The following is a 14,058-nucleotide window of genomic DNA, read 5'->3' on the forward strand; positions in this document are numbered from 1 at the left end:
ATGACCGAACAGGAAATCCGTGCCTTACTCAGTGAAGCGCTGGAATCTTTATTTGAAATCGAGCCGGAAAGAATCAAACCGGATACCAATCTGTACGAAGATTTGGAAATCGATAGCATTGATGCCATTGATTTAATCGACCACATTAAACGGAAAACCGGACACAAGTTACAAGCGGAAGATTTCCGTAATGTCCGCACCGTGGATGATGTGGTTAAAGCCGTTCTGAAACTGAGCCAAAACGCACAATAATGTTCGCCAAATACACCGGCAATAGCCTTATTGCAAACCATCCCGAGTGGCGTTATGCGGATTTCGTGCAAAAAGCCCTGCAAATTTCCGCCGAATTACAACAGCGTCAAAGCCGAGCCATTGCCGTTTGGCTGGAGGACGGTGCCAAACTGGCGTGCACTTTATTAGCCGCGTGGCATGCCAATGTGCGGGTATTATTTCCGCCGAATTTCACTCAGGAAAGCATTCAATGGGTGAATGAAAATGCCGATCTCTGGCTTACCGACAGCGACATAGACCAACCGACGGCGGAATGGTTTGATCGCTTCGGTGAATCCCGCCACCTTGAAAAACACCCGCAAAATCCACCGCTCTTTGACTACACCAATCAGACCGAAATCTGGCTGAAAACCTCCGGCAGCACCGGTGAAGCGAAAACCATCGTTAAAACCGCCGAACAAATGTGGCTTGGCGCGGAAGCCCTTGCTATGGCATTACCGTTTAAGGCGGACAACGCCGTTACCGCTTTGAGTACTGTCAGTATTCAGCATATTTACGGCTTAACCGTGCATATCATGATGTCCTTGGTGAACGGTTGGCAAATCGGGCGAAAACAGCAGTTTTATCCGGAATGTATCATCAGCGAAGCGCAAAAAAGCACGCAAACGGTGGTGATCAGCAGCCCCACTATGTTGTCGCGAATTGACTGGCAGAATACTAAAATGCCGCAAACCATTACGGGGGTGATTTCTTCCGGCGGCGCATTGGCGGAAGACATTTCCGAGCAAATACGCCGGGTGTTGCAACAACCGGTGATTGAAATCTACGGCAGCACGGAAACCGGCCCTATCGCCATTCGTGACGACATTCATTTGTGGCAAACGTTGCCGAACAGTCGGTTAGGCAGTGATGAACAGGGTGCCTTGTGGATTGAAGGTTGCTGGCTGTCCGCCCGCGAACAAACCGCCGATGTAGTGGAATTTTTAGCGGACGGCTTCCGCCTGCTCGGGCGTAGCGATCGCATTGTGAAAATCGGCGATAAACGCACCTCCCTTGCCGGCATTGAAGGCAAATTGCTGCAACATGACTGGGTGGACGATTGTTATATCGCGCGGCACCCCGAGGTGCCCCGTTTGGCGACATGGGTCGGTTTAAATGCGCTGGGCGTGGAAATTTTGCGTGAAAAAGGGCGCCGTTATCTCATCGAACAGTTCAAAGATTATTTGGCGGAAACCCAGGACAAAACCGCCATTCCGCGTTTCTGGCGTTTTACCGATAAACTTCCGCGTAACAGCCAATCGAAAATAAATAAGCCGGAATTTAACCGCACTTGTGTGGAAGCGCAGCGCGATCCCATTTGGTTTACTCAGGAAAAAGACGAACGGCGCTATCAGGCAACGGGCAAAGTGCCACTGGATTTGCTGTATTTGAAAGATCATTTCGCCAACTTCCCGCTTGTGCCGGGCGTCATTGAACTGCAATGGATTAGCGAAAAAGTGAACGCGTTCTTAGAGCGTGAAGTGGCATTCCGTCGCATCGATAAGCTCAAATTCCAGAAATTCCTTCGTCCGAACGACATCTTCGTATTACAACTGCACGCCAACGAATCGCTGGATAAAATCACTTTTCAATTGAAGGTGGACGACGAAACCTGTTGTAGCGGCGTAGCGATTTTGGCGCAGGCGTAGTTGCCGTAGCGCCCTCGGAGCCACGATGATGAAAGTGCTTATTAACGTATTACTCAGCCTCACCGGCGTGGCTTATCCCATCATTTGGCTGTTTGCCGAAGACCAAACGCCGTTGTTTTACCTGCCTTGGATAATGGCGTTACTGTGGGCGGCGAAGGGCTTGTTCCAACAACAAGGGCAACGCTATTTCGCTTGGGTGATGGCGTTGATTCTGGCGGTGGTGGGCATTACCCGTTCCGTTGAAACCATGTTTTGGTATCCCATTATTATTAACGGCTTAATGTTGTCCCTGTTCGGCGACAGCCTGTGGCGCGGACAAACCGTGGTGGAGCGTCTCGCCCGTCTGCAAACGCCCGATTTAAGCGAAGCCGGTGTGCGTTATACGCGCAAAGTAACCCAACTGTGGTGTGGCGTCTTCGTGATTAATATCGTCATTACCGCCTCGGCTATTTGGTTGAAATATTACGATTTCTGGGCGTTATACACCGGCGTGCTTTCTTATTGCTTCATCGGCGTGGTGATGGCGGGCGAATGGCTGGTTCGACAAAAAGTCAAAAAACAACAAACATGATGAATAACCTACATTTTTTGAATATCCCCGATTTATGGCGTGACCAAGGCGATGGGACCGCGCTGATTGCGCGCAACCCCGATTGGCAATGGGCGGATTTTCGTGCGCACGCACGGCAAATTGCTGAGCAGTTGACACAGGATAACGTGAAATCCGTGGCGTTCTGGTTTGAGGATGCCGCCTTGTTTGCCTGCGCCATGCTGGCGTGTTTTCATGCCGGTGTGCGGATTTTACTGCCGCCTAATTTACTGGCGGAAAATCAGCAATGGATCAACGAAAACGCCGATTTTTTGTTGGATGACGCGTTGTTCGCCGAGTATGGCATTACGCAACAGGTCTTGAAAAAACACTGGGAAAAACGACCGCACTTTAGTCCTCATCTGCAAACGGAAATTTGGCTGAAAACCTCCGGCAGCAGCGGTCAGCCGAAGATTCTGGTGAAGACCGCCGCACAAATGTGGCTGGAATCGGCGGCGATTCGCCAATCCTTGCCTTTCCCTGCCAGCAACGGCATACATTTGGTGTCCAGCGTTTCCGCACAGCATCATTACGGCTTGTCCTATCGCATTATGCTGCCTCTCACCATGGGCTGGAGCATTGCCCGCAAGCAGTTGCCTTATCCGGAATATTTAATCGAAGAAAGTCTGTTGGCGCCGAGAACCGTGTGGATTAGCAGTCCGGCGTTGTTGACCCGTTTAAATTTAGCCGACACGAAATTAAAACAATGCCCCTTTGTAGGCATCATTTCCTCCGGCGGCGTATTGCCCGCCGATGTAGGCAATGCCATTCGTGAGCGATTAGGCATCACGCTGATCGAATGCTATGGCAGCACGGAAACCGGCGCCATCGCTTTTCGTGCCGATGACGGCTTGTGGCAACCGACCCCGCTTACCCAAGTAGGCTTAAACGAAGAAGGGGCATTGTGGGTGGAATCTGAGTGGCTCAACCAACGTGAACAAACCGCCGATGCTGCCGAGCTGATTGGCGGCAAATTCAATTTGTCGGGGCGTCTTGATCGCATTGTGAAATTCGGCGATAAACGCATTTCCTTAGTTAACATCGAACAGCATTTATTGCGTCATCCCTGGGTGACGGATTGCTATGTAGCGCAACATCCGCAGCATTTACGCCTGGCGGCTTGGGTCGCCTTGAATGATACGGGCATTGCGGCGTACCAACAACAGGGGCGCCATGACTTGGTTAATGAATTACGCACATTTTTAATGCAAACCCAAGAGCGCGCCGGCTTGCCGCGTTTTTGGCGATTCACCACGGAATTGCCGCGCAACAGCCAATCAAAAATCAGTAAAAACGCGTTTAATCAGGTCTTTTTAGCGGAAAAAGAGGAGCATTTTTAATGCAAAAGGTCATTGTGATTATTCCTCATTACAATCATTCCGCCACCGTAGGCAATGTGGTGCGGCAGTTGCGCGCCTTGGATTTGCCCGTTTTGGTCGTGGATGACGGCTCCGCCGAAGAGCACCTGAGCGTATTACGGACGCTGCAACAACAGCCCGAGGTTTTCGTGCATTATTGCCCGACCAACAGCGGCAAAGGTGCGGCGATGAAAACGGGTTTTCGCCTTGCGGTTGATATGGGTTTCAGCCATGCTGTACAAGTGGATGCGGACGGGCAACATCACTTGCCCGATGTGTTAAAGATGATCGCAGAAATGCAAAAAAATCCCACCGCACTTATTTGCGGTCGCCCTATTTATAGCGACGACGCACCGAAAGCGCGCCTGTACGGGCGAAAAATCACCGATTTCTGGAATGCCATTCACACCCTTTCCCTGGATATTAAAGACGGCATGTGCGGCTTTCGGTTGTATCCTCTAGCCTCCGTTTTATCGCTCATGCAACAGGAGTCCCTCGGCAATCGTATGGATTTTGATATTGGTATTTTGGTGAAAGCCCACTGGCACCAAATCCCGCTGGTGTGGGTGGATACGCCGGTGCGCTATGAGCCGGGCGGCATTTCGCATTTTCGCGGATTTGCCGATAACTGGGAAATCAGCAAACTGCACACCCGATTATTTTTTGGTATGCTGGGGCGCATTTGCACGGGGCGAAAAGTATGACTTCACAACATTGGGCGCAACAACATGAACGGGGCAGTAAGTTTTTCTTAAATTTGACCCGTTTGATCGTGCAATATTGCCCGCTTTGGGTGATTCGCATCGTGACCTTTATCGTGGTGAGCTATTTTTTCCTCACCTCCGCAAAAGCACGTCGCCACATTCGCCGTTATCATCAGCGTTTACAGCGCACATTCCCGCACCTGACTTTGCCCCGCTACGCCTTATTCCGCCATTTCCTGGCGTTCGGCGAAGCCATTGCCGATCGCTTTGCCGTGTGGCAGAAAAAAATCCGTTATCCCGATTTGATTTTGGACGACAGCGATAACGTGTATCGTGACATTCATTCCGAAGGACGCGGGCAGATTCTGATTTGTTCCCATTTCGCCAATATTGAAATTTGCCGCGCGCTGGTGGACAGCGGGCATCACGGCAATTTCCGCCTGAATATTTTGGTGCATAATCGCCATGCGCAGGCATTTAACGAGACCTTGGAAAAGGCGGGCGCCACTTCGTTGCCGTTAATTCAGGTGGAAGATTTGGACGCGCAAAAAATGCTGGAATTGAACGAACGTATTGAACGTGGCGAGTGGATCGCCATTGCCGCCGATCGCATTCCAGTGCGCGGCAATAAAACCGAACAGGCGGATTTTCTGGGTTCACCGGCAACCTTTCCGCAAGGCCCGTGGTTGTTGGCGAGCCTGTTGAAAACGCCGATTAACACTGTGTTCTGTTTGAAAAAACGCGGCGAATACCATTTAAAATTACGCCATTTTTCCCCGCCTATTGAAGGCAGAGGCAAACAGCGCAACGAGAATATCAAACGCGCCATGCAACAATATGCCTATATTCTTGCCAAAGAATGCGAAGAAAATCCGCTTTATTGGTTTAATTTTTACGATTTCTGGGACGATTATTCAAAATGAAAAAACACGTTTACTGCCATCATACTTCCGAATATGAAATTCAGTTTTTTGACGTGGATTCCATGAATGTCATGTGGCACGGGCATTATGTGAAATATCTGGAAATGGCGCGCTGTGCCTTTCTGGAAGAGATTCACTACACTTATGATGTGATGAAAGAAAAAGGGTACGGCTGGCCGGTGGTGCAATTAAATTTGAAATATGTGAAACCGACCCTTTTCCGCCAGAAAATTCGGGTGGAACTGGCGTTGGTGGAATACGAAAGCTGCATTCGCATTGATTACCTGATTCGTGATGTGGCGACCAATCAAAAACTCACCAGCGGCAGCACCACCCAAGTGGCGGTGGAAATCAAAAGCGGCGAAATGCAACTGCAAACCCCGCCGTGCTGGCGAAGTGCGGTGGAAAATCACCGCACTTTTCAGGCGGAGAACGCATCATGAGGACGTTTTTCGTATTTTGCTGCCTGTTTTTCAGCCCGCTGACGTTTGCCTTTTCCGAAGCGGAATTAATCACCTTGCTGCAAACCCCGCAAAACGTGCAGGGTAACTTCACCCAGCAGCGTTTTCTCAAATCCCTTGCCAAGCCCATCACTACACAGGGTAGGTTCACCTTGTTGGCGAAAAAAGGCTTGTTATGGCAGATGGAAAAACCTTTCGCCAATCAACTGCGGGTGAAAACCGACGGTATTATGCAATGGTACGGCAAACAATGGGTGGCAAACGGCAAAATGGGGCAGACGGAACAAATCAATCTTTTTCTGGGGCTGTTGTCGGGCGACATTTCCGGTTTGAAAGCGCAGTTTGAGGTGGCGTTGTCAGGTGAAGCGAAAAACTGGCAATTGACCTTAACCCCGAGTTCCTTGCTGATGAAACAGATTTTTACCGACATTCAGATTCAAGGTGATGAGGTGGTGAAAGCCATTGTATTAAACGAAAAACAAGGCGACAAAACCCATATTCAATTTGATCATGTTCAACAAAATCAGCCTTTGGCGGCGTTCGCACAATCCGCGTTAGAATAAAAAACGATGAAAAAATCCACCGCACTTTCCGTTCTGTATGCCCTGTTCCTGACGGCGACATTGTTGCTCTTTGGTTACGCGGTGAAAAAAGGCGATTGGTTGGAAACGGATTTGCGCGCCCTGCTGCCGCAAGAACAGGGTTGGACTGCCGTGCAAGTGCAGGCGGATGCCCAACAGGAAGCGCGACTCAATCAACAAGTTATTTCCTTCGTGGGGCATTCATCGCCGCAAAAGGCATTTCAGCTGGCGGAACAGGTTGCGCAGCAATGGCAAAAGAGCGGATTATTTGCCCGGGTGGATGCCAAAATGCAACCGGATCTTACGGCGCTGCGTGCCGAAATCGCCCGATTACGCCTTGCCACTTTGCCACCATACGTTCGCCATCAGTTGCTTCATGCGCCGCAGGATTATTTCCAACATTACGCCGAGCAGATCATGAATCCTTTCGCGCAAACCAATTTGCTTCCGTTGGATCAGGATTGGCTCGGTTTCGGCAGGTTCGTTTTGCCACAGGCGCAATTGCAGGGAACAATTCAATGGCATGCCGAAAATGGTATGTTGTATCTCACGGACAAGGGTAAAACCCGGGTGCTGTTACGTGGCGTGCTGCAACAGGGAAATCTTATCGATCCGTCGTTAAATCTGACCGCACTTTTAACGCAAAATCGCCAAGCCGTTGAAACGGAACAGGGCGACATGTTAGTGACCGGCGCCGCCTTGTTCGCCATTGACGCCAAAGTCAAAGCGGAACGGGAAAGCTCCCTGATGAGCGCCTTGGGCGTGAGCCTGACGCTGTTGCTGTTGTTGTTCGTGTTCAGAACGGTGCGCGTGTTGTGGCTGTTTTTACCGATTATAGCGGGCATGTTATGCGGCGTCACCGCCACGATTTTTGCTTTCGGACAAATTCATATTCTCACCATCGTTATCGGCACCAGTTTAATTGGCGTGCTGATTGATTTTCCGCTGCACTGGCTAGCGTCTTCCTTATTTCATCAACCATGGCACGCCGTGCAGGCGATGCAAAAGCTGCGCTTTACTTTTCTGATTAGCCTGTTGGTAACGCTGCTGGGCTACGGCTTGCTTGGTTTTACCGCACTGCCGGTGCTAAAACAGACCGCACTTTTCTCCGCCGTCGCGTTAATCACGGCAATGCTCGCCACCTTGCTTTTTCTGCCTGCTTTATTCCGCCGTTATCAAAACAAACCGCGCGTCCCGAATCCAAAAGTGCGGTGGATTTTGGAAACGTTTTTTGCCCGCCGACCGGGCAGTATCGCGCTGCTGCTGGGGGTGATATTTATCGGCGTCGGTTTGTATCGTTCCGAATGGCGTGACGATATTCTCCAATGGGTTTCCATGCCGCAGGCGATGTTGGACGAGGCGAAGCAAATCGGGGATTTAACCGGGGTGGAGTTGGGCAACCGTTATTTCCTGGTGCTTGCCGACAACGACGATGACTTATTGGAAAAAGAACGGGCGTTGACCCAAAAACTGGATGAATGGCAAATCCCTTATCGCGCCCTGTCCCAATGGATGATGTCGGAAGCGCAACAGCGGCAATTTATAACGGAATTACAGGAAAAACTTAAACCGCAGGATTTCGCTGTGTTGGATGACATCGGCGTACCGGCGGAAAAATTACAACAGGCATTGCGGGAATTGCGCGCACAACCGCCGTTATCCTTACAGCAGGCGTTGCAATCTACCGTCGGGCAAGCCTGGCAACCGCTCTATTTAGGCAAATTGGCAGAGAATCAGGTGGCAGGCATCGTGCAGGTGAGCGGACACAGTACCGTTTCCCTTGCCCATTTGGCAAATCAACAGGATATTTTCTGGCAGGATAAGCGGGCGCACTTGAATCAGGCGTTTCAGCAAACCCGCGATCAGGCGGCGTGGCTGAAAGTGCTTTCGTTCCTTTTCGCCGGTGTGTTGTTGTGGCGTTTGTTCGGGGTTAAATGCACCTTCACCATGTTGCTTCCGCCCTTGTGCGCCATTGTCATCACCGTGGCGATTTTCGGCTGGATTGGGTTGCCCATCAGTTTATTTACCATGTTCGGGCTGTTGCTGGTATCGGCCATCGGCATTGACTACACCGCGTATGTGCAAACTGCAAATGAGCCTTTATACGGCAAATACATTGCGGTATTATTGGCGGCAATGACAACCCTCATTTCCTTCGTATTATTGGGGCTGAGCTCCACACCGGCGGTGGCTTCCTTCGGTTTAAGCGTGAGCCTCGGTGTGTTATTGAGCGTCATCCTGACTTTTAAACTATTACGTTAATTCGGAGAATCCAAATGGAACAATTTGATGTGGTGATTTATGGCTATGGTTGATTTCCTTTGCCGGCAATCGTTGTTCCATTCTAGCGAGTGGTACGCGGAATACGGAAAATCCGTTTGTGGCGAAATAATGAAATACCTTGCCTTGTTGTTTTGCTTTTGGCTGACCGCGTGCAGCTCGTTGCCGCAGGTGGAACGGTTGCCGCCGCAACAACAGGCGGTGCGCGTGTTTAAAGTGGAGCAGTTAAATGCGCAACATCAGTTGCAACAAGCCAGCCTGTTGACGTTGCAAACCGAAGTGCAACAATGGCGCTGGGTGCAAACGGATCCCTTAGGTGCGCCCTTGGCTCGGGTGATTTTAACGCCGCAAGGCTGGCAGAATGACGGCTTTATCATGCCGAATCAGCAGGCGCGCCGTTTGTTTTCCGCCTTGGCGACGGCATTAAACCCGCAACAATCGTTGTTTGCTTTCAGTCGGGTTGAACCTGTGGCGCAGGGCAACGATTATTTTATTCGGAATAACAAAGTCTGGCGGATTACATTGCGTCCGCCGCAGATCGAAATTCACCTGGCGGATGACAGCCGTTGGCGTATTGAAGAATTAAATTAAAGGAAAAAATGACCGCACTTTATCTAAGTAAACCAGCTATTTTGAGCAGCCTCGGCGATGGCATTGAAACGCACATTACGCGTTTACTGGCTGCCGACGATTCCCCATTGGCGCTTTCCGATTCGGCGTTTAAGTTGTATCACACCGAAGGAAAAGCCCGCGTATTCGGTGAAGTGAACGTGCCTTTACGCCCGTTTGCGGCAACCTTGCCGGCGATACATCAAAGTCGCAACAATCAGCTGTTGTGGCATTGTTTAGCACAAATTGAACCGCAAATCGAACAGGCGATTGCCCGCTTCGGACGCCAACGCATTGCCGTGGTTATCGGCACCTCCACCACCGGTGTGGACGAAAACGTGCCGGTGTTTAAATATGCCGTCGGTCATGATGATTGGTCTGGTGTGGAGTTTAAACAACAGCAGCAATATTTTTCCGCGCCTTCCGATTTCGTTGCCTATCAATACGGCTTGCAGGGATTGAGCTACGGCATTTCCACCGCCTGCACCTCCGGCGCCAAAGCGCTGATTAGCGCGGCGCGTTTGTTGAACGCTGCTTTATGTGATGCGGTCATTTGCGGCGGTGTAGATGAGCTTTCGCCTCTCACCATCAGCGGTTTCGGTTCTTTATCCGCCTTATCCGATAAGCGTTCCAATCCGCTTTCCGTGAACCGCGACGGGATTAATCTCGGCGAAGGCGCCGCCGTTTTCGTCATGAGTCGGGAAAAATTAGATGACACGGCGATTCAATTGCTGGGCTACGGCGCCAGCAGCGATGCTTATCATATGTCTTCCCCGCACCCCGAAGGCGAGGGCGCAATCAGCGCGTTTCGCGCCGCGTTGGTGTCTTCTGAACTAAGCGCCGATGCCATTGGCTGGATCAATTTGCACGGCACGGGAACGGTGCATAATGATCAAATGGAAAGTTTGGCGGTGCATCAGGTTTTCGGCGACAACACGCCTTGCACCACCACCAAACCTTACACCGGACACACCCTCGGCGCCGCCGGTGCAGTGGAAGCCGCGATTTTATGGGGCATCATCGACCGCAAACTGAACCCGCAGGGCAAATTGCCGGCGCAATTGTGGGACAAACAGGCGGATCCCGCGTTGCCGAAAATTGCTATTACCGACGAACACAGCCATTGGCGCGGCGAACCCCGTATCGGCGCGAGCAGTTCTTTTGCTTTCGGCGGCAATAACACGGTGCTGATTTTAGGAGAACGAGATGCTTGATTTAACTTGCCCCATCACCGACATTGCGCCTTTGGTGCCACATAGCGGCAAAATGATTTTATTGGATCGGGTCACGGATTTCGGGGACGATTTCTTAGTGGCGGAAGCGGAAGTGCGTCCCGATAACCTGTTGGTTAAAGACAATCGGTTGCCAAGTTTTCTTGGCGCAGAAATCATGGCGCAAGGGGTTGCCGCCTGGGCAGGTTGCAAATGCGTGCGTGCCGGCAAACCCATCACCTTGGGCTATTGGATCGGCTCACGCAAACTCAGTATTCATCAGCCGGACATTGCCATCGGCAGCAAATTACGCATTCAAATTAAGCTTTCCATTGAAGATGCCACGGGTTTCGGCGTGTTTGATAGCCAATTAATTGATGCGGTCAGCCAACAGGTGATTGTGGAAGGCGCATTGAACGTGTTCCGACCGCAGGTGTAAATTTACCGCCAAAAACCACCGCACTTTTTATGCAATCTAAGGAAATCATATGAGCGAAACAGTTTTAATTACAGGTTCCAGCTGCGGCATCGGCAAAGCCATTGCCTTACGTTTGGCGCAGGCAGGATTTAACATTGTGGTGCATTGCCGCAGCCGTGTGGAAGAAGCGGAAGCGGTGGCGCAGTCCGTGCGTGAACTGGGGCAAAATGCCCGCGTGTTACAGTTTGACGTTAGCTGCCGCAGTGCGGTCGCAGACGCGCTTACCGCCGATGTGGAAGCCCATGGCGCTTATTACGGTGTGGTGCTGAATGCGGGATTGACCCGTGATAACGCCTTCCCGGCGTTAACCGATGAGGATTGGGATCGGGTTTTGCGCACGAATCTGGACGGTTTCTATAATGTGCTACACCCGATCATGATGCCGATGATTCGCCGTCGTAAAGCGGGACGCATCGTGTGCATTACCTCCGTGTCGGGCTTAATCGGCAATCGCGGTCAGGTCAATTACAGCGCCTCCAAAGCCGGTATTATCGGCGCGGCGAAAGCGCTGGCGATGGAACTGGCGAAACGCAAGATTACCGTGAATTGCGTGGCGCCGGGCTTAATTGATACGGATATTTTAGATGAAAATGTGCCTATTGATGAGATCCTGAAAATGATTCCCGTCGGGCGCATGGGCGATCCTGAAGAAGTGGCACACGCAGTGAATTTCCTGATGGATGAAAAAGCCGCGTATGTTACCCGCCAAGTGATCGCCGTGAACGGCGGTTTGTGCTGACCTATTTGCTAATTGAATAACGAGAAAAAAAGATGAAACGAGTTGTGATTACCGGCATTGGCGCCGTTACCGCCTTCGGCAAAACATGGCAGGACATTAAAACGGCGTTCCAACGCAAACAAAACGCCGTGCAAGCCAAAGCGGATTGGGCGGAACGTTATCCTGAACTGGAAGCCTGTTTAGGCGCGGAAATTCATGATTATCAGCCGCCGTCACATTGGAACCGCAAACAATTACGCAGCCTCGGGCGGGTGTCGCAATTCGCTGTTGAAGCCGCCGAACGCGCGCTGGCGAGTGCCGATTTACTGGACGAAAACGGCGATATTCTTGCCTATCTCAAAGACGGCAGAATGGGCGTGGCGTGCGGTTCTTCCACCGGTTCCACGAATGATATTAAAGATGCCGCCGAGCTCCTGATGACCGGCAAATCCGACGGCTTCAACGCCAACACCTATGTGCGTATGATGCCCCACACCACCGCCGCCAATATCGGCATTTTCTTTGGCTTAACGGGGCGTATTATTCCCACCTCCAGCGCTTGTTCTTCCGGCAGTCAGGGCATTGGTTATGCCTATGAATCCATCAAATACGGCTTGATTCCCATGATGCTTGCCGGCGGCGCTGAGGAATTTTGCCCGTCGGAAGTTTATGTGTTTGATTCGTTGTATGCGGCAAGTCGCAATGTGAATAATCCGAGTAAAACACCGCGCCCTTATGATAACGATCGTGATGGCTTGGTGATCGGCGAAGGGGCGGGGATTTTCGTGCTGGAAGAACTGGAACACGCCCTGGCACGCGGGGCGAATATTATTGCGGAAGTGGTGGGCTACAGCGCAAACAGCGACGGCGCACACGTCACCCGCCCGCAAAAAGACACCATGCAACGCTGCATGGAATTGGCATTAAAAGATGCCGGGTTGCTGCCGCAAAAAATCGGCTATGTCAACGGACACGGCACGGCGACGGAACAAGGGGATATTGCCGAAACCTTGGCGACGGAAGCGGTGTTTGGCAAGGTGCCGTTAAGCTCGCAAAAAAGCTATTTAGGGCATACCCTCGGTGCGTGCGGCGCGCTGGAATCCTGGTTTTCCATTGAAATGATGCGCGACGCCTGGTTTGCGCCGACCATCAACCTGGATAATATTGATGCGCGCTGCGGCAAATTGGATTACATTCAAGGGGACGGGCGCCATATCGAAACGGATTATGTGATGAACAATAATTTTGCTTTCGGCGGCGTGAATACCTCATTGATTTTTAAACGCTGGCAGGCGTGATTTGAACAACTATTAAAAATCTGTGTGGATATTATCATTTATCAAACTTCTTGATAGCATACTGGTTACGCACAGAACATATATTTCAGCAAGGTGTATCACTTTTAGGCTCGTATCGCTATCCTGCCTTTAGCTTTTACATTAACTTTTTAAAATGTGAAAACACCACTCTATTTTCCGACATGTATACTTCTTAGACTCACAAAAAGCTATTAAATACTCAAACTTGAAGAGGAAATAATATTCTTGCATTACAAATTTTCTTACTACTAACACCTATAAGCATTTAGATATTATTTTTATCATACAGTTATGATTAGATACTCCCTAACTGGTGTCCAATGGGTAAAATCGAACTTATGCGAAGACAAGCGGTGTAGGCTGTTACACCGAGGATAACTGTTTTCCCTTCAAAGCAGTACTGTGGATTTTTCGTAGAATAGCCCTGGTGCAATCCAGCTGTCGAGTTTGGCAATTGGAATAATGTTCACAACACTATCGCCGATAGATCTTAGTCAACTGTTTTCCATATGATGATGTCGATATGGAATATACCTATATAGACGGAACAATCGCTAAGGTCCATCATCACGGGTAGGGCACAAAAGAGGAACTTAAAATCGGCCTGTAGGTAAATCCAAAGGCGAAATGATGAATAAAAATGATCTGCATTATAGTAATGGATATATTACTAATGGTACTATCCGCTTATAAATACTCAACAATAGTTTGATGTTCTGAAGATTATTGCAAGATGACCTTTCTTTTCGTTTTGACATGTTAACAATGTGATATTTAGATTTAATTTAATAATTTTTACTCTTGAATTGTCAAACCAAGTGCAACAATTTTTTAAAGTAAACCTCATAAGGTGTTTTCCGGCCTAAACACTTTCGTGGTCTTAGATTGAGTTTATCTACGACAGACTG

14 protein-coding genes are annotated in these 14,058 nt (G+C 50.1%); all 14 read left to right on the plus strand.

Annotated elements, in window-relative coordinates; genetic code table 11:
• The gene (locus tag DK423_RS10080) at window positions 1-252 is read left to right on the plus strand and encodes an acyl carrier protein (protein WP_005557505.1); all 252 of its coding nucleotides are present in this window, start codon (window positions 1-3) and stop codon (window positions 250-252) included.
• Window positions 252-1,919: an AMP-binding protein gene (locus DK423_RS10085; RefSeq protein WP_005557507.1), complete on the plus strand. Its 1,668-nt coding sequence runs from the start codon at window positions 252-254 to the stop codon at window positions 1,917-1,919. The genes DK423_RS10080 and DK423_RS10085 overlap by 1 nt, the downstream gene beginning before the upstream one ends.
• A gap of 25 nt (window positions 1,920-1,944) precedes the next feature.
• Window positions 1,945-2,490: a COG4648 family protein gene (locus tag DK423_RS10090; protein WP_005557509.1), complete on the plus strand. Its 546-nt coding sequence runs from the start codon at window positions 1,945-1,947 to the stop codon at window positions 2,488-2,490.
• Window positions 2,487-3,848 (plus strand): AMP-binding protein, encoded by a 1,362-nt coding sequence (locus tag DK423_RS10095; protein WP_005557510.1) that lies wholly within the window; start codon window positions 2,487-2,489, stop codon window positions 3,846-3,848. Before DK423_RS10090 ends, DK423_RS10095 begins: the two co-directional genes overlap by 4 nt.
• A complete protein-coding gene (locus tag DK423_RS10100; RefSeq protein ID WP_005557512.1) occupies window positions 3,848-4,570 on the plus strand; it encodes a glycosyltransferase family 2 protein in 723 nt (240 codons plus the stop codon). The genes DK423_RS10095 and DK423_RS10100 overlap by 1 nt, the downstream gene beginning before the upstream one ends.
• Window positions 4,567-5,493: an LpxL/LpxP family acyltransferase gene (locus DK423_RS10105; protein WP_061885778.1), complete on the plus strand. Its 927-nt coding sequence runs from the start codon at window positions 4,567-4,569 to the stop codon at window positions 5,491-5,493. The genes DK423_RS10100 and DK423_RS10105 overlap by 4 nt, the downstream gene beginning before the upstream one ends.
• Window positions 5,490-5,936 (plus strand): acyl-CoA thioesterase, encoded by a 447-nt coding sequence (locus DK423_RS10110; protein WP_005557520.1) that lies wholly within the window; start codon window positions 5,490-5,492, stop codon window positions 5,934-5,936. The genes DK423_RS10105 and DK423_RS10110 overlap by 4 nt, the downstream gene beginning before the upstream one ends.
• Window positions 5,933-6,517, plus strand: coding sequence for a LolA family protein (locus tag DK423_RS10115; RefSeq protein WP_005557522.1), 585 nt, complete (start codon window positions 5,933-5,935; stop codon window positions 6,515-6,517). The genes DK423_RS10110 and DK423_RS10115 overlap by 4 nt, the downstream gene beginning before the upstream one ends.
• A 6-nt stretch (window positions 6,518-6,523) precedes the next feature.
• On the plus strand, window positions 6,524-8,797 hold the full coding sequence (locus tag DK423_RS10120; RefSeq protein WP_061885779.1) for an MMPL family transporter: 2,274 nt from the start codon (window positions 6,524-6,526) through the stop codon (window positions 8,795-8,797).
• A gap of 129 nt (window positions 8,798-8,926) precedes the next feature.
• On the plus strand, window positions 8,927-9,406 hold the full coding sequence (locus tag DK423_RS10125) for a hypothetical protein (RefSeq protein WP_032996686.1): 480 nt from the start codon (window positions 8,927-8,929) through the stop codon (window positions 9,404-9,406).
• 8 nt (window positions 9,407-9,414) lie between these two features.
• A complete protein-coding gene (locus DK423_RS10130) occupies window positions 9,415-10,638 on the plus strand; it encodes a beta-ketoacyl-ACP synthase (protein WP_005557529.1) in 1,224 nt (407 codons plus the stop codon).
• Complete coding sequence (locus DK423_RS10135; RefSeq protein ID WP_005557532.1) at window positions 10,631-11,074, plus strand: ApeP family dehydratase; 444 nt, start codon at window positions 10,631-10,633, stop codon at window positions 11,072-11,074. The genes DK423_RS10130 and DK423_RS10135 overlap by 8 nt, the downstream gene beginning before the upstream one ends.
• A gap of 49 nt (window positions 11,075-11,123) precedes the next feature.
• A complete protein-coding gene (fabG, locus tag DK423_RS10140; RefSeq protein ID WP_005557533.1) occupies window positions 11,124-11,852 on the plus strand; it encodes a 3-oxoacyl-ACP reductase FabG in 729 nt (242 codons plus the stop codon).
• Between the two features lie 32 nt (window positions 11,853-11,884).
• On the plus strand, window positions 11,885-13,129 hold the full coding sequence (locus DK423_RS10145; RefSeq protein WP_061886808.1) for a beta-ketoacyl-ACP synthase: 1,245 nt from the start codon (window positions 11,885-11,887) through the stop codon (window positions 13,127-13,129).
• Window positions 13,130-14,058: the final 929 nt, after the last annotated feature.

This window comes from Aggregatibacter actinomycetemcomitans (assembly GCF_003130205.1).
Lineage (GTDB): Bacteria > Pseudomonadota > Gammaproteobacteria > Enterobacterales > Pasteurellaceae > Aggregatibacter > Aggregatibacter actinomycetemcomitans_A.